Genomic DNA, 18,283 nt, shown 5'->3' on the forward strand with positions numbered 1-18,283 from the left:
GGTGCTGGCGGAAGGCGCCCGGCTGAGACACTGAGCGCATGGTTCCTGTCTTCTCAAAGGTTGCTGTCATCGGTCTGGGCACGATGGGTGCCGGCATCGTGGAGGTCTTCGCCAAGGCGGACTTCCCGGTCTACGCCGTTGACGGCAGCACCGAACTCGCCGAGCGCGGGCGCGGATTCGTCACCAAGTCGCTCGAGCGAGCGGTGAGCAAGGGCAAGCTGTCCGAAGCCGACCGTGACGCGACGCTGGAGCGCATCACCTTCACCGCGGAACTGTCCGACCTCGCCGACGCCGACCTGGTCATCGAGGCCGTGCCCGAGCGGATGGAGATCAAGCACTCGATCTTCACGGCGCTCGACGACATCGTGCGCCCGGACGCGATCCTCGCCTCCAACACTTCCAGCCTGTCCCTCACCGAGGTCGCCGCGGGCACTCGTCACCCGGAGCGGGTGGTCGGCATGCACTTCTTCAACCCGGCGCCGGTGCTGCAGCTGGTCGAGGTGATCACCACGGTCCTGCTCGCCGACGACGTCGCCGATGCCATCCGCGACCTTGCGCTGAAACTTGGTAAAAAGCCCGTGGTCGTCGGCGACCGGGCCGGGTTCGTCGCTAACGCGCTGCTCATTCCCTACCTGGCTCGCGCGATCGCGCTCTACCAGACCGGCAAGGTCAGTCGAGTCGACCTGGACAACGCCTGCAAGGTGGGCATCGGCCTGCCGATGGGTCCGCTGACACTCTCCGACCTGGTCGGCCTCGACGTCGTACATGAGGTGTGCGAGGTCATGTATGCCGCCACGAAGCGCGCCTCCGACGCGTCGCCGTCGTTGCTGCGCCAGCTGGTGCTGGCCAAGCGGCTCGGTCGCAAGACCGGGCAGGGCTTCTACGACTACTCGGCCGACGCCGGTGCCGAGGAGGATGCCGGCACGGATGCGATGACCGCGTCCGCGGCCATCGTCGGAAAGGGTGAGCTGGCAACGCAATTGGCCGGTGCCTTCGCGAAGGCGGGCGTCACGGTCACCGCGATCGACGACCCTGAGACCGACGTCGCGGACCTGGCTGGCTCGCCGCTGGTCGTCCTCGTCGGTGGGGCCGAGGCCGAGTGTGCCAACTGCGATTCCGGAGAGTGCGACGTCGAGGGAAAGGACGCCGACTCCGCGTGCTGTAGCGGGGCTGCCCCCGGCAACTGGTTCTCCGACGTCGCCGAGGTCCTGGACGCCCGCACCGTGGTGCTGGCCGCCGATGAGGCGAGTGAGTTCGCAGTGGCCGGAGTGCTCGACGACGACGTCGCCTTGCTGCCGTTGCGCGTGCACCAGGAGACCAAGCACGGCCAGGTCGCAGAGTTCGGCGTCTCACTCGGTACGACCGACGAGCAGGCTGCGATGGTCCGCGCGACCCTGACCGCCGCCGGGTTCGTGCCGGTGGCCGGCCCGGCTCGGCCGGGTCTGGTCGTCGACTCACTGCTCTTCCAGCACGTCGGCGATGCCGTGGCGATGGTCGACGCCGGCTACGCCACCCCGCAGGACGTCGACACCGCCATGACGGCCGGATGTGGTTACCCCCGTGGGTTGTTCGCCATACTCGACGACCTTGGTGCGGACGTCGTCGCGGACGGCCTGCTCGAGCAGGGTTCGGTGGACCCGACCGTCGTTCCGAACCCGCTGCTCGTCGAGCACGCAGTGCGCGACCTGCCCTTCCTGGACTGACTGGACGGTGCCACGCCGCAACCGTCGCCAAAGTCGCCGATCGGGTTCGCCCGATCGACGGCCGGACGTGTCGCGGTTGCTCGAGACCGGCATACGCCGTGAGCTGTATGACGGCAGGTCCTACGTCGTCCGGCCGGTGCGCGGCAACACGGCCGGGCGCAGTTACGTCTGTCCTGGCTGCCAGCAGGCGCTCGCGTCATCGCTGGAGCACGTCGTGGTCTGGCCCGACGACGGTTTGGGCGATGTGTCCGACCGGCGGCACTGGCACACGGCGTGCTGGGCGGCGCGGGATCGGCGGCCGCCGCGCGGTTCCTGGCACTGACCGGCCGCGGTCGAGCACGCAGGCACCGCTATTATAGTGGGAGCCATGACTTCGTCTGCAAACACTGCCGTCATCGTTGCCGGCGCACGCACCCCGATGGGCAAGCTGCAAGGCTCGCTCGCCGGGCTCTCCGGCGCTGACCTGGGCGGTTTCGCCATCAAGGGTGCCCTGGACAAGGCCGGCGTCGCCGGTGACCAGGTCGACTACGTGATCATGGGCCAGGTGCTCACTGCCGGGGCCGGTCAGATGCCCGCCCGCCAGGCGGCCGCCAAGGGCGGCATCCCGATGACCGTCCCCTCGCTGACCATCAACAAGGTGTGCTTGTCCGGCCTGGACGCGATCGCGCTCGCCGGCCAGCTGATCCGGGCCGGCGAGTTCGACATCGTCGTCGCTGGTGGCCAGGAGTCGATGAGCCAGGCGCCACATCTGCTGCCCGGCAGCAGGGGCGGCTTCAAGTACGGCGACGTGACGATGAAGGACCACATGGCCCTTGACGGGCTATGGGACGCGTTCACCGACCAGGCCATGGGGCTGCTGACCGAGCAGCAGAACACCGGCGACAAGGCCGTCACCCGCGAGGAGCAGGACGCCTTCGGCGCTCGCAGCCACCAGCTGGCGGCTCGCGCCTGGAAGGACGGCATCTTCGACGACGAGGTCGTCAGCGTGCAGATCCCGCAGCGCAAGGGTGACCCGCTCGAGTTCCGCAATGACGAGGGCATCCGCCCGGAGACCACTACCGAGAGCCTGTCCGGTCTTCGCCCGGCCTTCGCCAAGGACGGCACCATTACTGCCGGTTCGAGCTCGCCGATCTCGGATGGCGCGTGCGCTGTCGTCGTGATGAGCAAGGCCATGGCGGAAGAGCTCGGCCTGGAGTGGCTGGCCGAGATCGGCGCGCACGGCGTCGTCGCCGGCCCGGACTCCTCGCTGCAGTCGCAGCCGGCCAATGCCATCAACGCGGCGTGCGCGAAGGAAGGCATCAAGGCGACCGACCTCAACCTGGTCGAGATCAACGAGGCGTTCGCCGCCGTCGGCATCGTGTCGACGCGTGAGCTGGGCATCGACCCCGAGATCGTCAACGTCAACGGTGGCGCGATCGCCATGGGTCATCCGATCGGTATGTCGGGAGCGCGCCTCGTGCTGCACCTGGCCCTCGAGCTGAAGCGTCGCGGTGGCGGCGTGGGCGCTGCGAGCCTGTGCGGTGGCGGCGGTCAGGGCGACGCGCTCATCGTGCGCGTCCCGCAGCGGGTCGAGCTGGACTCGCAAGCGCGCAGCTGACGCCGGAACCTACCCCGCCGGGCCACACGCACCCCATTCGCCGAGAGGCTCACAAAGTCGTCGAGAGGCTCACATCCACGCGGTCGAAACCGCCGTCGATGTGAGCCTTTCGGCGCTTTACTGAGCCTCTCGGCGAGTCCGGACCCCGGCATACACTCATCGGGTGAAACCACTCCAGCCTGCCATCGTCCTGGTCGGTGACGCACACGCCGAGCAGTTGCAGCACGAGTTCCAGCGCTACGCCACCGACTACCGCGTGGAGTTCGCGCGCGGCCTCGGACCAGCCATGTCGCTGGTCCAGTCACTGATCGCCCAGCACGTCGAAATCGCTTTGTTCGTAGTCGAATTCACCCAGCCGGACGCACCCGGGTTGGTCACGGTCGACTGCCTGCACGCGGTCAGCGCGGTCACCAAACGGGCGCTGGTCTATGCCGGCGAGGAGTTTCGAGTCAACCGCGAGACGCTGCGCGAGGCGCAGGTCGACGGCCGCATCGAGGCCGGGCTCGGCATACCTCGTGGTGAGCGGGACGAGGAGTTCCACACCGCGGTCACCGAGTTGTTGTCGGACTGGGGGTGGAGCGCGAGCAAGCCCGTCTTCGAGGCGGTGCAGCTGATCTCGCCGCCTGGTAACGCCGACGCCGGCCGGTTGCGTGACTTCCTGGATCGGCTCGGCATACCCACCCGCAATTACCCGCCCGAGTCGCAGGTCGCTCAGGAGCTGCTCGCGGACATCGACTGGCCGGACGGTCACCCGGTCTACCCGGTCCTTTCCTCACCGCTGACCGAGACGGTCGTGCAGCCGACGATCGCCGACATCGGGCGCCGCTTCTATGCATTCGAGGATTTCGAGGAGGACGACGTCTTCGACCTCGCGGTGATCGGTGCCGGCCCGGCCGGCCTCGCCGCCGCGGTGTATGGCGCCTCCGAAGGCCTCTCGACGGTCGTCTTCGACTCCGATGCGATCGGCGGTCAGGCGGGCACCAGCTCGATGATCCGCAACTATCTCGGTTTCCCCCGCGGCATCTCCGGCATGCGGCTGGCCCAACGGGCCCGCGCTCAGGCGGCGCGGTTCGGCGCGAAGCTCTACTCGGCCCGGCCGGTGGTGGGCATGGAGCTCGCGCACGAACCCGGCGCCACCCATGAGCTGCGGCTGGAGGATCGGGTGGTGCACGCGCGGTCACTGATCGTTGCCGCCGGGGTCGCCTACCGCCGGATCGGGGTGGAGCAGATCGAGAAGTTCGTGGGTCTCGGCGTGCACTATGGCGCCGCAACGAGCTCGGCGCGCGAGTGCGTCGGCAAGGATGTTGTGGTCGTCGGTGGCGGCAATTCCGCAGGTCAGGCGGCGGTGCACCTGTCGCGGTTCGCGCGATCGGTGAAGATCCTGATCCGTCGGCCGGACCTGTCCGAGACGATGTCGGACTATCTGATCCGGGAGATCGAGATCAATCCGAGGATCGGCGTGAAGCCCTGCTGCGAAGTGGTCGATGCCGGGGGAGCCACCCGGCTGGAGTGGGTCACGCTGCGGGACAACCGCACCGGGGCCGAGCTGCAGAAGCCGTGCGGCGGGCTGTTCCTGTTGCTCGGCGCCGACCCCTGCTGCGACTGGCTTCCGCCCGAAATCGCCCAGGACTCAAAGGGATTCGTGCTCACCGGACGCGACGTACCGCGGGAGAGCTGGGTCGACGACTGCCCACCGGAACCGCTCGGCACGACGGTCCCAGGCATCTTCGCGGCGGGCGACATCCGGTCGGGATCGATGAAACGTGTCGCATCCGCGAGCGGTGAGGGCGCGGCCGCCATACCCTCTGTGCACTCGTACCTGGCGTCGCTCGCTCCGTCGCTTGACGCCTGAGGGTATAGGATATCCGGATATCCTTTACTTTCGGCGTCGAGGAGTCAACGATGGCGCGCTGGGAAGAAGTGCACGCCGAGCCAGATTTCAATGGTGTCACCAGCCGAGAACGCCGGGGCGGGTTCTACCGCCGCTACCATCCGGACCTGATGACTCGCGGCCTCGAGGTGCTCGATCGTGCGGTCACGGAATATGCCTACGACACGGCCGGTCGAGTCGCTGTGCTGGGCGAGAGGTTGCGCGCAAGGCCGTTGCCATTGCTGTACGCGACCCTCATCAGATCCGAGAGCATCGCCTCGTCGTGGGTCGAAGGGGAGCGTGAGACTCCGCGAAACATCATGCTCGCCCGGATCGACCATGAGCGAGCCAGTTCGGCCGGTGTGCGAGTTGCGCGCAACATCGATGCAATGCGGACAGCTATCGAGCGACTTGGCGCGGTATGGACGCATCAAGACATCCAGCGGGTTCATCACACGTTGCTGCCCGAGTTGCGCAGCACCGGATACCGGGATCAGCCGGTCTTCATCGGTGGCAATTCACCACTCACGGCGCGGTTCGTTCCGCCACCTCATGAAGAGGTGCAGGCCTATATGGACGACCTGCTGGCCTATGTCAACACCGGCGGTGACAGTCCGTTGATCGCTGCGCTGTTGGCGCACGCCCAGTTTGAGACCGTGCACCCGTTTCCGGATGGGAACGGCCGCGTTGGCAGGGCCTTGTTCCACGGATTGCTGCACCGCGCCGGCGTGGTCACCGGTGGTGTGTTGCCGCTCTCGTTGGCGCTGAAGGACGACAAAGACACCTACGTCAAGGCGCTCACGGCATACCGCCATGACGACGACGAAAGAAGCACCGCGACGTCCTCCTACGTGAACACCATGCTGGACTTCGTCAATGGCGCCGTCGACCTGGCCGGCGATTTCAGCCGTCGGGTCGATGCCGTGTGGGAGCGGTGGAGCGAAGCGCTGTCGACCTACCGCAGGGACTCGTCCGTTCATCGGGCGATCGACGTTCTGATCCAGCAGCCGGTCGTCACGGCTGCCTATCTGCAGGACGAGTTGCAGGTCACCAAGATGACGGCGAACACGTGCCTCAAGAACCTCATCGACGCGCAGATCGTGCGGCCCGCGGGCGGAAAACTCAAGCGGGCCAACCTGTTCCAGGCAGACGCGGTCCTGGACATCCTCGAATTCGACTGACGCCGACCTGGCGGATCTCTCTCGCTGCGGTGGAATAGCCTGGCCACATGCTCTTCGCCTTCTCCATTGCACCCGGCACCACCGACGATCCCGACGGCTCGGTCAGCGAGGCGGTCGCCGAGGCCGTGCGCGTCGTGCGTGCCTCCGGACTGCCGAACGAAACGACCTCGATGTTCACCACGATCGAGGGTGAGTGGGACGAGTGCATGGCCGTCGTCAAGGCCGCCTGCGAGGCGGTCGCTGCACAGAGCCCGCGGGTGAGCCTGGTGCTGAAGGCCGACATGCGCGCCGGCTTCACCGGGCAGCTCACCGAGAAGGTCGACCGCGTCGAGGCACGCCTGAAGTCCGAGGAATGACCGACTTCCACATCGAGCCGCTCACCGACGCCGACGCGCGTGAGCTCGCTGCCATGCACATGCAGGTATGGCGCGAGACGTATGCCGGAATGCTGTCCCAGGACTACCTGGACGGCATGCAGCTCGAGCCGCGAGTTGCCCACTGGCGCAAGCGCATTGGCGTCACGAATGCACGCGAGCACGGCGCGGCGGACGCGATAGATGACATCCGACACCGTTCCAGATTGGCGCGGCACCTGTCGACCGGTCGGATCGCCGGGTTCTGCATGGTGGGCGGTCCCCGCGACGACGAGGCACCGGTGCCGCAGGAGTTGGGCGCGCTCAACGTGCTGCGTGACTTCCACGGCAGCGGCGTCGCCCACCTCTTGGTCGACGCGACACTCGGCAACCTCCCGGCATACCTGTGGGTGGTGAGGGAGAACCTCCGCGCGCAGGCTTTCTATCGCAAGATCGGCTTCGCGCCCGACGGTGGCACCAAGCGTGACGAGGACCTCGAGTGTGACGAGATCCGCATGGTTCGTCCCGCTGGCTGACCTCGGCGGCAGAGGAACGAGAGGGTGACCGAATCCTCCGCGCCGCGAGACGCCACAATGGACGGATGACCGATCAGCCCATCACTCCGGCGTCGTTGCGCGGTGCCGTCGACCTGTCCGCTCTCGCTCGGCCGGCTGCGACCGCGGCCACACCCAGTGCCGCGTCCGCCGGCGCGAACGACAACCTGGTGATCGCAGTCGACGACGCCAGCTTCGGCGATGCGATGCAGACCTCGGCCCGTGTGCCGGTCATTGTCGCGCTGTGGTCGGGTGCTCGCCCGGACAGCAAGAAGCACATCGACGTGCTGGCGCAGGAAGTCCGCTCGTTCGCCGGACGCATGCAGTTGGCCACCGTCGACATCGACACCTCCCTGCAGATCCGTCAGGCGCTGCAGGTGCAACAGGTGCCGATGGTGCTCGCCATACTCGCCGGCCAGCCGGTGCCTTTGTATGTCGGCGACCAGCCGACCGACGCTATCCGGGATGTCCTCGACAAGGTGCTTGAAGCAGCCGCCGCCAACGACGTGACCGGTCGCCTGGACGTGACCGCCGATGATGCCGGTGACGACGCCGAGCTGCCCGCCGAGCCGGAGCTACCCGAGACGCACCAACGGGCGTTCGACGCCATCGAGCAGGGTGACTACGCGGCAGCGACCGCGGCATACGAGCAGGCGCTCGCCGACAACCCCGCCGATGACGAGGCTCGCCTCGGCCTCGGTCAGGTGGGCCTGCTGGAGCGGACCTCCGGTGCTGACCTCAATGCGGCGCGTGCCGCTGCGGCGGACGCGCCGACCGACGTCGAGAAGCAGACTCTGGTCGCCGACCTCGACGTGCTCGGCGGGCACATCGAGGACGCGTTCGCCCGGCTGATCGACCTGGTCAAGGCGACCAGCGGCGACGAGCGCAATGCCGCCCGCGAGCACCTGGTCAAGCTCTTCGACGTCGTCGGCCCGACCGACGACCGGGTCAAGAAGGCCCGCACCGCCCTGATGTCAGCTCTGTACTGAGTTTTTTCGCGCGGCTCCTCGCATGATCGGCGATGGCACGGCTCGCATGCTCGCTCGCGCCATCGCCGATCATGGTCGTCGCCACGCGGCCGCCCTTTCGCGCGGCTCCTCGCAGCATCGTCCCAGCTCGCTGAGCCGTCACTCAGCATCGGTGATCTCGTCGAGTATGACGAGATCCTCCGCAGTAGGCTCCCAGCGCAGCGCGGCGGCGTTCGTGCGTACCTGGTCGCCGGAAGTGGCGCCGGAGATGACCGACGCAACCGCCGGCTGAGCCGCGAGTCCCGCGATCGCGACGTCGAGGACGGTGAGGTCACGCTCGGCGGCATACGCCTCGAGTGCCTCGATCCGGTCCCAGTCGGCGGTGCCCAGCCAGGGCGCCGGGGCGGACGCCGCGCGTGATCCGGCGGGTGGCTCGCTGCCGCGGCGGTACTTTCCGGTGAGCAGGCCGTACTCGAGCGGGAAGAAGGGCAGCACGCCCAGGCCGAACGTCTCGGCTGCCGGCACCACCTCGGCCTCGACGGTGCGGTCCAGCAGCGAGTAGCGATTCTGCACCGAGACGAAGCGCTCCAAGCCGGCGCTGCGCGCGGTCCAGTCCGCGTCGGCGATCCGCCAACCGGCGAAATTGGAACAGCCGAGGTAGCCGATCTTGCCCTCGCTCACCAGGTCGGTCAGCACCGACAGCGTCTCCTCGATCGGCGTGACCGGGTCGGGAGTGTGCAGTTGGTAGAGGTCGATGTGGTCGATCTGCAGCCGCCGCAGCGAGCCTTCGACCGCTCGGCGCACGTAGCGGCGCGAGCCCCGGACGCCATGGTCATCACCGTTGAGTCCGCCGGTGTCCATGCCGAATTTCGTTGCCACGACGAAGTTTTCGCGACGCCCTCGGAGCGCGGCGCCCAGCAACTCCTCGCTGGCGCCGTTGCCGCCATACGTATCGGCCGTGTCGAGCAACGTGACCCCGACGTCCTGCGCGCCGTCGAGTATGTCGCGCACACCGGCGGCGTCCACCCGTCGACCGAATGCGTTGCAGCCGATGCCGACTGCGCTGACCATGAGTCCGGAGTCGCCCAGCGGGCGGTAGGTCATATCCACGGACCCGACGATACGACGACTGCACGCCGACAGACCCGGGGAGTCGTACAACCTTCAACAATCCCACAGCCGGCGCACAAGGCCTCCAGAACTCGGCCGGTCATTCTCGGATGTGTTACCTCCCAGAAAGTGCACCCCGATGATCCCGATTCTGCGTAAAACTCGACGTTTCACCGTCGCCGGTATGGCGGCCGGCACTCTCGTGACGGCGGGACTCGTCGGACAGCTGGCCACACACCAGGACAAGTCGGCAGCCGCGAAGGTCACGCCGAGCCAGCAGGCGAGCACGGGTAGCTCGTCGCCGACGGCCAGCTCCTCCGCGGACAGTTCGTCCGGCTCCTCCGGCTCGTCCTCCAGCTCAAGCGGCTCGTACAGCTCGGTCCCGTCGGTGAATGCCGGCGGCACCGGCGGCCCTGACAGCAATACCCGGGGATCATGAGATGGGCAGACAGCAAGCCGTGCTCGCGGCACAGTTCACCGCGATCGGCACAAGCTGCCGGGTGCTGGTGACCGACCGCTTCGCCTCCCTGCGGGCAGCAGAGATCGCGATGCACGACGTTGCAGCCCTCGACCTCGCCGCCTCCCGTTTCCGGGCGGATTCAGAGTTGTGCAGACTGCCGAACAACGATCTGCCACACCGGGTTTCACCGCTCCTCGGTGACGTTACGGAAGCAGCGTTGCGGACGGCGGCACTCAGCGAAGGGCTGGTCGATCCGACCGTCGGCGCGACGTTGGCGGCCCTCGGGTATGACGCGGACCTCGACGAAGTCCGGGCGCGCGGCGACCGCCCGGTGGGCACGTCACCGGCACCGACGACCTGGCGCTCGATCAGGTATGACGCGGCGCTTCGACTCATCGCCGTGCCCGTGGGCTGCGTCCTCGACTTCGGCGCATCGGCCAAGGCGTTCCTCGCCGATCGCATCGCGGCGCGGATCACCCGGGAGACCGGCAGCGGAGTGCTGGTGGACCTCGGGGGCGACATTGCGACCGCCGGCGCGGTGCCGTCGCCCGGCTGGCGGATCGGAGTGGAAGGTGGTTCGGGTGATGTCCTGCAGACCGTGATCGGTGGAGGTCAGGCCTTCGCGACGTCCTCAACCGCGCTGCGCACCTGGACCAGCGGCGGCGTACGGCGCCACCACATCGTCGATCCACGGACTGGTGCGCCGGCCGATGCCGTTTGGGAACAGGTGACGGTCGCCGGAAGCACTGCGCTGGAGGCGAATTCGGCATCCACGGCCGCGATCGTGCTGGGAGCCGACGCCGCCGGCTGGTTGGCCGAGCGCGGACTTCCCGCACTGCTGATCGGCCCGGGTGGAGCACGGCGGCATACACCGGGCTGGCCCGAAGCGGGGGTTGCGTGATGTTCCTCTGGTACCTCTCGCGAGCGACAGGTGTCGCGACCCTCGTGATCTTCACCGCGGTGCTGGTGCTCGGGATGCTCCTGTCGGGGCAGCGGAAACTGCGCCCGGGTGGCCAGGCCGTCGCGATGGGCGTGCACCGAAGCCTCACGCTCGGTTCGGTCGTCTTCCTCGTGGTGCACATCTTCAGTGCGGTGTTCGACTCCTACGTGCCCATCGGTTGGCTGGCGAGCGTCGTGCCGTTCACCTCCGGGTACCAAGAAACCTGGATGACACTCGGCACCCTGTCGGTGGACGTTCTGATCGCAATTGTCGCAACTTCGTTGCTGCGCAACAGGATCAGCCGTCGGCTGTGGAGGAGTGCATCTGATCGCTTACCTGTCGTGGCCGCTGGCAATCGTGCACAGCTACGCACTCGGGACTTCGAACGAGCCGATCCTGCGCGGTATCACCGTGGTTTGCGCCGTCATCGGCGTCGTCGGGGTCGGATGGCGAATGTTCGCAACGCATCCCGACGTCGAGCAGCGCCGCATTTCTCGACTGCAGGAGTGGACATGACACCCACAAAGGAGCTTGCGGACCTGCTTGCAGAGGCAGGCCTGACCGGACGCGGTGGCGCCGGATTCTCGACCGCGCAGAAGGTCTCCGCCGCTCAGGACCGTGGCGCATCGCTGATCGTCAACGCGTGCGACGGTGAACTGGATGCCGCCAAGGACTGGTTCGTCGTGTCGCAGCACCTCGACGAATTGGTCCACGGAGCTCACCTGATCGTGTCCGACGTGCGCTATGCGACACGTCGGGGAGTTCGACCTCGAATCTGCTTCGCGCAGCGGGGCTTCCGGTGCTCGAGGTGCCGGACCGATACGTCTCCTCCGAGGAGTCGGCGCTCGTGTCGGCTGCGCACGGCGGGATGGCGCGACCGGTGAGCAGAAGTCGACCGCTGGTCTTCGGCGGCAAGTATGCGGAAGGCCGGCGGCTGCGCCCGACCCTGGTGCTGAACGCCGAAACCGTATGGCGTGTCAGTCAAATCGCCCGCAACGGACCCCGGTGGTTCCGGTCGTTCGGCACGCCGACCGAGCCAGGCCCGCGACTCGTCACAATCGCTGGCGCCGTCGAACATCCCGGGGTCATCGAGTCGGCCGCCGGCACGCCCATCGCGAAACTCCTGCGGCAGGCAAGCGCGGCGCCATACCAGGCAGTGAGTGTGGGCGGATTGAGCAGTGGTTTCCTCAGCGGCCCAGAAGCTGAGCAATTGCGTTGGGAATCAACGGTGTTGATGAGTCACGGGTGCACGATCGGCAGCGGTGTGTTGCGTGTGATCGGGGCAGCTGAGTGCCCGGTTGAGTATGTCGCTCACACCCTCGAGATCGCAGCCGGCGAAACCGCCGGCCAGTGCGGGCCGTGCATGTTCGGTGTTCCTGCCGTGGCCTCCGACTTCGCGGCAGTGGTGGCCGGCGATGCCGGCCGGGTGCCCGCACTGCGCCAGCGGCTCGGTGTCCTGTCCGGTCGCGGTGCATGTCACTTCCCGGACGGAGTGGCGCAGCACATCGCGGGAGCGTTGCGGGTCTTCGGAGACGACCTCGACGCGCACCTTGCCGGACGCTGCGTGGCCGATCACGATTGGCGGACCGCGAATGCGAGCTGACAACGTACGACCGACAATCATCCGGGTCGATCGGATCGCCTGTAGTGGGCACGGCGTCTGTCATGCGCTTGAGCCGGAGCAGATCCCGCTCGATGAGTGGGGCTACCCGATTCCGTCCGAGATCATTGCGGACCCGAACATCGCCGAAACGCTCGTCCGACTGTGCCCGGCTGCGGCATTGCGCCATACGACCTAATGTGGTGCGCCCGATCCGCGAAACCGATCTGTCGAAACCTCTTGCGTAACGCGCAAGGTGCGTCAGGATGAGCGGGTGGGTGAACGCGTCGAGTTGCCGGTACCCGGGATGGACCTGTCACTGGGTGTCATCCGCCATGGCCACTGGGGTCGCCCGGTGCTGGTGTTCCCGAGCGAGGCCGGGCGGGCCGAGGACTTCGCGGACAACGGCATGGTCGCGGCGACCCAGGACCTGGTGGACGCCGGCCGGGTGTCGTACTTCTGCGTCGACGCGGCGGACCGGTGGACCTGGTCCGACAACGCGGCGACCACCGAGGAGCGCGCGACCAGACACCGCGCCTACACGCGCTGGCTGGAGGGTGCCGCGCTGCCCTGGATCGCCGATCAGGTCGGCGGGGATCAACCGGTGATCACCCTGGGTGTCTCGATGGGCGCCTACCACGCGGTGCATTTCGCACTGACCCACGCGCATCTCGCGCCGCTCTCGATCGGTCTGTCGGGGAGCTACGACGTCACGTCCTGGCACGGGCACGGCGAGCAGGGCGAGGCCACCTACCTGGCCAACCCGATGTCGTATGTCGCCGGTATGCACGGCGAGCATCTGGACTGGATTCGCCGCACCGCCAGCGTGTTGCTCGTCGTGGGGGAGGGACCCTTCGAGGTGTCGCCCACGCAAGCGCTCCCGTCAACAATCGCCTTCGCAAAACTGTTGTCCGAGAAGGGCATTCCGCATCAGCTGGACGTGTGGGGGCACGACAGCGCTCATGACTGGCCGTGGTGGCAGAAGCAACTTGCACATCATCTGCCGCGGTTCTGCTGATGGATCAGCGAGTGGAAGGGAGCGCACGATGAGCGAACACCTGATCGGCCTGTTGCTGGGCGCCGAGGAGGACTGGCCACGCGCCTTCGAGGAGTTGATGCGCAGGGTCGGCCCGGTGACGGCACCGGATGGTTCGCGCCACGACATACGCACCGAACGTATGACGATCGAGCCCTTCAACCTGCGTGACAAGCCACGCACCGACCTGGTCATCGACCGGCTCGCGCACTGGTATTACCACCCGCGCGAATGGCTCAAGAAGGCCGCGCTGATGGACGATGTCTATCTGCTCAACTCGCCGTTCACGTTCCAGTCGATGGAGAAGCACTCGGCATACTGCGCGTTGATGCGGCTGGGCATGAACGTCCCCGAGACGGTGCTGGTGCCCTACAAGAACCCGATCGACAACGTGCGGTGGGCCTACACGTCCGAGAAGTACAACCGGTCGTTCGACCTGGACGCGGTGGCCGCCGAGCTCGGCTATCCGATGTACATGAAGCCCTTCGATGGCGGCGCCTGGCGCGGCGTTTCGAAGATCAGTGACGAGACCGAGTTGCGCCGCAGTTACGACGAGTCCGGCGAGATGCTGATGCACCTGCAGCGGGCGGTCGACGGCTTCGAGGTGTTCGCCCGGGCGCTGACCATCGGTCCCGAGACGATGGTGATGAAGTTCCGGCCGGACCAGCCGATGCACGACCGCTACGAGGTCGCCTACGACTTCCTCACGCCCCAGATCGGCGCCGAGACTCATGCGATCGCCCAGACCGTCAACGCGTTCTTCCGGTGGGAGTTCAACAGTTGCGAGATGTTGGTCAAGGACGGCGTCGTCTACCCGATCGACTACGCCAACGCCTGCCCCGACGTGGCGATCACCTCGCTGCACTACTACTTCCCGTGGGCGATCAAGTCGTTGCTGAAGTGGTCGATCTTCTGCGTCGTCACGGGCCGCAAGGGGCACACCCAGGTGGACACTGACCCGTGGTTCGAGATCGCCGATCGCGATGATGACTACCAGGCCAAACTTGGTGCATATCAACGGCTTTCGGACAAATACTTCGAGACCGAGCGCTACCGCGAGTTCGTCGACTCAGCCTTGGCCGACCTCGACGAGATGGTCCTCGACTGGGTGCTGTCCGACGACTTCGACCGCTTGCTCGTCGAGACCGTGAAGTCCACCTACCCGCAGCAGGAGCACGAGCGCTTCCTCGCGCACTTCCGCGGACTCACCGGCCTCTGGGCAAAGGACGAGGAGAAGATCCTCGGCTGAGGGTCAAGGGTGGCCGAGTAGCGGAGGAGCGTGTCGGGGTCCCCGCGAAGTGTCGGAGGAGCGAAGCGGGGGAGAACTTCGTGGGGTGACGGAGCGGGGGAGCGTATCGAGGTCTCGCTGAATTCGCGAAAGCAGTTGAGATTGGGGAAGACTCGCGTCCAGCACGATCTCCTCGGGTATGCCGAGCCGGTCACCGTCGTTCCACCACGACCGCATGTCATTGGTGGTCCACTCGGCGGCGTCGGCACTGGCTGTATGGCGGGCGGCTGTCTCGTCGAAGTCGACCTGCAGGTAATAGACGTGGTTGCGGCCGCGGTGATCTGCCAGCAGCTGCCGGATCATCGCGCCATACTTCTGCGACCACAGGATCCCTTCCAGGACAACGTCTTTGCCATGGTCCAGGCAGAAGCGGACGTTGAGGTCGATCAGCTCGACGGCCGCGGTGAGTTCGAGCTTGTCCCGGTCCTTGAGGATGATCCGACGGATGTGGTCCTGGCCGACGACCGACATAGGGCGCTGCCGCAGCGCCTCCGCGAGGCTGGATTTCCCGGCGCGGGAGTTGCCGCGCAGCACGACGAGTGTCGTGCTGGGCGACCCGACGTGGCCGCTCATCGCGCAGCCGGCGACGCGTCGCCGTCGTCACTGTCGTCGAACTCGCGGGTGTCCACCAAGGCTTCGCCGGCGTGCGCCAGGATCTGCGAAACCGTCTGCGCGACCGATAGATTCGTGTTGTCGATCCACAGTCCGACGCGCCGAGAGTCGTGCTCGACCGACTCCACGAGAGCCTCGACGGTGAATCCATCGCGGTAGGCATTCTTGCCGCGGCCGTGCTCCCGCGCACGTATGGCGTCGGCCGTCGGAGTCAGCATCACGAAGTGGATCGGCTCGGGCGCGGCGATCACCAGATAGTCATCGAGGAACGTCCCGAAGATGTTGTCGGCGATGACCGCGTCGAACCCCGCCGATCGATAGACGTCGGCGACGGTGAGTGCACCGGCATACCGCAGGAAGAGTTGCTCAACGGCTGCCGTGGACGGCGGCTCCGTCATCGGCTCTCGGCCGGACAGAACGAAGTCGTCGATCGCGTCCCCGTCGACAAAGACGGCGCGCGGGAGACTCTCGGCCAACGCCTGCCCGACGGTCGACTTGCCGGCGCCTTGCGCCCCGGAGATCACGAAGATGCGGGCGGGTGTCGTCGAAGGCATCCGCCGACTGTACGACGAATGTCCTGCCTGCGGGAGCGGGCTATCTGGTCTGGTCAACATGACCAGACCAAGCGTATGATCAAGTCATGCCGACCGTGAACGTGCAGGAAGCCAAGACGCATCTGTCCGAGTTGCTCAGCCGAGTCGAACGAGGTGAGAACGTCGTCATCGCGCGATCCGGGAAGCCGATCGCAGAGTTGCGCCCTATTGCCAAGCCGGCACTTCGATTCGGGACCCTCAGCCATCTGGGTGACATCGGCTCCGGCTTCCTCGAGCCGTTGGACAAGGAGGAGCAATCACGGTGGGAGGACGGCGGGCCCGAAGACCCGCTGTCGGCATGAGTCTTCTGCTGGACACCCACGTCCTACTGTGGGCGGCGGCTTCGCCCGAGCTGTTGCCCGCCGGCGTCAAGCGTCAGCTCGAGAAGGCCGATCGGCGGTTCATTTCAGCTGCAAGTGGCTACGAGATTGCGTTCAAGGCTCGTCGGGGCAAGCTCGCATCCGGCGAAGCCGTGCTCGCCGCCTGGCCCCGGCTGCTGGATGAATTGCAACTCGTTGAGTTGAGCCTCTCGGTCGCCCAGATGATCCGTGCCGGTGCATTGGCGTGGGAGCACCGAGATCCATTCGACAGGATGCTCGTCGCGCAGGCGCAGCTTGATGGACTCACCCTGATCACCAAGGACACTGCCATTCGCTCCCACCGCGGTGTGCGGACAGCGCCGTGGAAATGAGCAGCGACCAGCATGCTTTACGCAGGCGGCGTCGACACACTCAGCCGCCCAGAGCGGCCGACACGATCTCCTTCGCCTCGGCCTGCACCTGCGCGAGGTGCTCGGCGCCTTGGAACGACTCGGCGTAGATCTTGTAGACGTCTTCCGTGCCGGACGGGCGAGCGGCGAACCAGGCATCCTCGGTGGTGACCTTCAGGCCGCCGACCGGTGCGTCGTTGCCGGGCGCGCGAGTCAGCTTCGCGGTGATCGGTTGGCCGGCCAGTGACGTGGACGCCACGTCGTCGGGGGAGAGCGCCGCGAGCTTCGCCTTCTGCTCCCGGTTGGCCGGTGCATCGATCCGCGCGTATGCCGGATCGCCGTGAGTGGCAACGAGTTCGGCGTAGTGCTGGCTCGGCGATGCTCCGGTCTTCGCCAGGATCTCCGACGCGAGTAGGGCAAGCGCGATGCCGTCCTTGTCGGTGGTCCATGCCGTGCCGTCCTTGCGCAGGAACGATGCGCCGGCCGACTCCTCGCCCCCGAAACCCACACTGCCGTCCAGCAATCCGGGCACGAACCACTTGAACCCGACAGGCACCTCCCACAGCTGCGCACCGAGCCCGGCCACCACGCGGTCGATCATCGACGACGACACCAAGGTCTTGCCGACTCGATCGGACGACCAGCCGGGTCGCGCGCCGCCATACAGATACTGAATCGCTACGGAGAGATAGTGATTGGGGTTCATCAGACCGCCATCCGGAGTGACGATGCCGTGCCGGTCGGAGTCGGCGTCGTTGCCGGTTGCGATGTCGAAGTCGGCGCGCTTGCCGATCAGCGATGCCATCGCGTATGGCGACGAGCAGTCCATCCGGATCTTCTCGTCCCAGTCCAGGGTCATGAAACGCCAGGTGGGATCCACCAGCGGATTGACCACGGTCAGGTCGAGCCCGAAACGATCGGCGATGGCACCCCAGTAGGCGACCGACGCACCTCCGAGTGGGTCCGCGCCGATGCGTATGCCGGCAGACTTGATCGCGTCCAAGTCGACCAGGTTTGCCAGGTCATCGACGTAGGTCGTCATGAAGTCGTAGGAACCGGCGGCAGCGCGTGCCTTGCTGAACGGCTCCCGTCGCACGCCGTCGAGCCCGGCGCGCAGGTAATCGTTGGCGGCTGCCGCGATGACCTTGGTGGCGTCGCTGTCCGCGGGTCCACCGTGCGGCGGGTTGTACTTGAATCCGCCGTCGGCCGGCGGGTTGTGCGACGGCGTCACGACGATGCCGTCGGCCAGGCCGGGGCCTGTCGTCCGCCCACTGTTCGCCCGCAGGATCGCGTGCGACACCGCAGGTGTGGGGGTGTAACCGTCGGCGTGGTCGACCAGCACCTGCACGTCGTTCGCCGCAAGCACCTCGAGCGCCGAGGCCCAGGCGGGCTCGGACAAGGCGTGGGTGTCCCGGCCGATGAAGAGCGGCCCGTCATACCCCTGTGACCGCCGGTAGTCGACGATCGCCTGGGTCGTGGCCAGGATGTGTGCCTGGTTGAACGCGGCCTTCAGCGATGAACCTCGATGACCCGACGTGCCGAAAACCACCTGCTGATCGATGTTTTCGGGATCCGGCTGGACCTCGTAATAGCTCGTGACCAGGTGCGGGACATCGACAAGGTCGCTCGCAGCAGCAGGTTGTCCGGCTCGACTCACGCTCATGTCGATCAGCCTGCCACGACCGGCTGGCTCACGACAGGCGACTGAA

Annotated in this window: 22 protein-coding genes; 18 read left to right on the plus strand and 4 right to left on the minus strand. The window is 66.8% G+C overall.

The window, feature by feature from the left end; genetic code table 11:
- The first annotated feature begins 38 nt into the window (after nt 1-38).
- The 8 genes from ACFQDH_RS11280 to ACFQDH_RS11315 all read left to right on the plus strand — a co-directional run bounded on the left by ACFQDH_RS11280 (nt 39) and on the right by ACFQDH_RS11315 (nt 8,247).
- Nucleotides 39-1,703 (plus strand): 3-hydroxybutyryl-CoA dehydrogenase, encoded by a 1,665-nt coding sequence (locus ACFQDH_RS11280; RefSeq protein ID WP_382401323.1) that lies wholly within the window; start codon nt 39-41, stop codon nt 1,701-1,703.
- Between the two features lie 67 nt (nt 1,704-1,770).
- Nucleotides 1,771-2,025 (plus strand): hypothetical protein, encoded by a 255-nt coding sequence (locus ACFQDH_RS11285; RefSeq protein WP_382401325.1) that lies wholly within the window; start codon nt 1,771-1,773, stop codon nt 2,023-2,025.
- 45 nt (nt 2,026-2,070) lie between these two features.
- Complete coding sequence (locus ACFQDH_RS11290; protein ID WP_382401327.1) at nt 2,071-3,300, plus strand: acetyl-CoA C-acetyltransferase; 1,230 nt, start codon at nt 2,071-2,073, stop codon at nt 3,298-3,300.
- Nucleotides 3,301-3,463: 163 nt separating this feature from the next.
- Complete coding sequence (locus ACFQDH_RS11295; RefSeq protein ID WP_382401329.1) at nt 3,464-5,152, plus strand: NAD(P)/FAD-dependent oxidoreductase; 1,689 nt, start codon at nt 3,464-3,466, stop codon at nt 5,150-5,152.
- 50 nt (nt 5,153-5,202) lie between these two features.
- Nucleotides 5,203-6,351 carry a Fic family protein gene (locus tag ACFQDH_RS11300; RefSeq protein ID WP_382401331.1) on the plus strand — a complete coding sequence of 383 codons (1,149 nt, stop codon included), beginning with the start codon at nt 5,203-5,205 and terminating at the stop codon, nt 6,349-6,351.
- A gap of 47 nt (nt 6,352-6,398) precedes the next feature.
- Nucleotides 6,399-6,707, plus strand: a complete 309-nt coding sequence (locus tag ACFQDH_RS11305) for a thiamine-binding protein (RefSeq protein WP_382401333.1) — start codon at nt 6,399-6,401, stop codon at nt 6,705-6,707.
- Nucleotides 6,704-7,240 (plus strand): GNAT family N-acetyltransferase, encoded by a 537-nt coding sequence (locus tag ACFQDH_RS11310; RefSeq protein ID WP_382401335.1) that lies wholly within the window; start codon nt 6,704-6,706, stop codon nt 7,238-7,240. The genes ACFQDH_RS11305 and ACFQDH_RS11310 overlap by 4 nt, the downstream gene beginning before the upstream one ends.
- Nucleotides 7,241-7,305: 65 nt before the next feature.
- Nucleotides 7,306-8,247 carry a co-chaperone YbbN gene (locus ACFQDH_RS11315; RefSeq protein WP_382401337.1) on the plus strand — a complete coding sequence of 314 codons (942 nt, stop codon included), beginning with the start codon at nt 7,306-7,308 and terminating at the stop codon, nt 8,245-8,247.
- Between the two features lie 138 nt (nt 8,248-8,385).
- Here the strand turns inward: ACFQDH_RS11315 and ACFQDH_RS11320 are convergent, their stop codons facing one another.
- Nucleotides 8,386-9,330, minus strand: coding sequence for an aldo/keto reductase (locus ACFQDH_RS11320; protein ID WP_382404846.1), 945 nt, complete (start codon nt 9,328-9,330; stop codon nt 8,386-8,388).
- Nucleotides 9,331-9,475: 145 nt separating this feature from the next.
- On the opposite strand from ACFQDH_RS11320, the gene ACFQDH_RS11325 reads away from it, so the two are divergent.
- From ACFQDH_RS11325 to ACFQDH_RS11360, 8 genes are all read left to right on the plus strand, one after another.
- Entirely contained in the window at nt 9,476-9,775 is a 300-nt protein-coding gene (locus tag ACFQDH_RS11325) for a hypothetical protein (protein ID WP_382401339.1), read from the plus strand.
- Nucleotide 9,776: 1 nt separating this feature from the next.
- Nucleotides 9,777-10,697, plus strand: coding sequence for an FAD:protein FMN transferase (locus ACFQDH_RS11330; protein ID WP_382401341.1), 921 nt, complete (start codon nt 9,777-9,779; stop codon nt 10,695-10,697).
- A gap of 357 nt (nt 10,698-11,054) precedes the next feature.
- Nucleotides 11,055-11,252 carry a hypothetical protein gene (locus tag ACFQDH_RS11335; RefSeq protein ID WP_382401343.1) on the plus strand — a complete coding sequence of 66 codons (198 nt, stop codon included), beginning with the start codon at nt 11,055-11,057 and terminating at the stop codon, nt 11,250-11,252.
- Nucleotides 11,249-11,620, plus strand: a complete 372-nt coding sequence (locus ACFQDH_RS11340) for a hypothetical protein (protein WP_382401345.1) — start codon at nt 11,249-11,251, stop codon at nt 11,618-11,620. The genes ACFQDH_RS11335 and ACFQDH_RS11340 overlap by 4 nt, the downstream gene beginning before the upstream one ends.
- Complete coding sequence (locus ACFQDH_RS11345) at nt 11,617-12,339, plus strand: NADH-ubiquinone oxidoreductase-F iron-sulfur binding region domain-containing protein (protein WP_382401347.1); 723 nt, start codon at nt 11,617-11,619, stop codon at nt 12,337-12,339. Before ACFQDH_RS11340 ends, ACFQDH_RS11345 begins: the two co-directional genes overlap by 4 nt.
- Nucleotides 12,329-12,535 (plus strand): ferredoxin, encoded by a 207-nt coding sequence (locus ACFQDH_RS11350; RefSeq protein ID WP_382401349.1) that lies wholly within the window; start codon nt 12,329-12,331, stop codon nt 12,533-12,535. The genes ACFQDH_RS11345 and ACFQDH_RS11350 overlap by 11 nt, the downstream gene beginning before the upstream one ends.
- Nucleotides 12,536-12,610: 75 nt before the next feature.
- Nucleotides 12,611-13,354: an esterase family protein gene (locus ACFQDH_RS11355; protein ID WP_382401351.1), complete on the plus strand. Its 744-nt coding sequence runs from the start codon at nt 12,611-12,613 to the stop codon at nt 13,352-13,354.
- A gap of 28 nt (nt 13,355-13,382) precedes the next feature.
- Nucleotides 13,383-14,621: an ATP-grasp domain-containing protein gene (locus ACFQDH_RS11360; protein ID WP_382401353.1), complete on the plus strand. Its 1,239-nt coding sequence runs from the start codon at nt 13,383-13,385 to the stop codon at nt 14,619-14,621.
- A 3-nt stretch (nt 14,622-14,624) separates the two neighbouring features.
- On the opposite strand, the gene ACFQDH_RS11365 is transcribed toward ACFQDH_RS11360, so the two are convergent.
- Together ACFQDH_RS11365 and ACFQDH_RS11370 are read right to left on the minus strand one after the other, a co-directional pair.
- Nucleotides 14,625-15,233 carry a P-loop NTPase family protein gene (locus tag ACFQDH_RS11365; RefSeq protein ID WP_382401355.1) on the minus strand — a complete coding sequence of 203 codons (609 nt, stop codon included), beginning with the start codon at nt 15,231-15,233 and terminating at the stop codon, nt 14,625-14,627.
- A complete protein-coding gene (locus ACFQDH_RS11370; protein WP_382401357.1) occupies nt 15,230-15,826 on the minus strand; it encodes a nucleoside/nucleotide kinase family protein in 597 nt (198 codons plus the stop codon). Before ACFQDH_RS11370 ends, ACFQDH_RS11365 begins: the two co-directional genes overlap by 4 nt.
- 86 nt (nt 15,827-15,912) lie before the next feature.
- Between ACFQDH_RS11370 and ACFQDH_RS11375 the strand changes: the two genes are divergently transcribed.
- Nucleotides 15,913-16,167, plus strand: a complete 255-nt coding sequence (locus ACFQDH_RS11375; RefSeq protein WP_382401359.1) for a type II toxin-antitoxin system Phd/YefM family antitoxin — start codon at nt 15,913-15,915, stop codon at nt 16,165-16,167.
- Nucleotides 16,164-16,556, plus strand: a complete 393-nt coding sequence (locus tag ACFQDH_RS11380) for a type II toxin-antitoxin system VapC family toxin (protein WP_382401361.1) — start codon at nt 16,164-16,166, stop codon at nt 16,554-16,556. Before ACFQDH_RS11375 ends, ACFQDH_RS11380 begins: the two co-directional genes overlap by 4 nt.
- Nucleotides 16,557-16,596: 40 nt before the next feature.
- On the opposite strand, the gene pgm is transcribed toward ACFQDH_RS11380, so the two are convergent.
- On the minus strand, nt 16,597-18,237 hold the full coding sequence (gene pgm, locus ACFQDH_RS11385; RefSeq protein WP_382401363.1) for a phosphoglucomutase (alpha-D-glucose-1,6-bisphosphate-dependent): 1,641 nt from the start codon (nt 18,235-18,237) through the stop codon (nt 16,597-16,599).
- Nucleotides 18,238-18,283: the final 46 nt, after the last annotated feature.

It is taken from the genome of Flexivirga alba (assembly GCF_042661025.1).
GTDB lineage: Bacteria > Actinomycetota > Actinomycetes > Actinomycetales > Dermatophilaceae > Flexivirga > Flexivirga alba.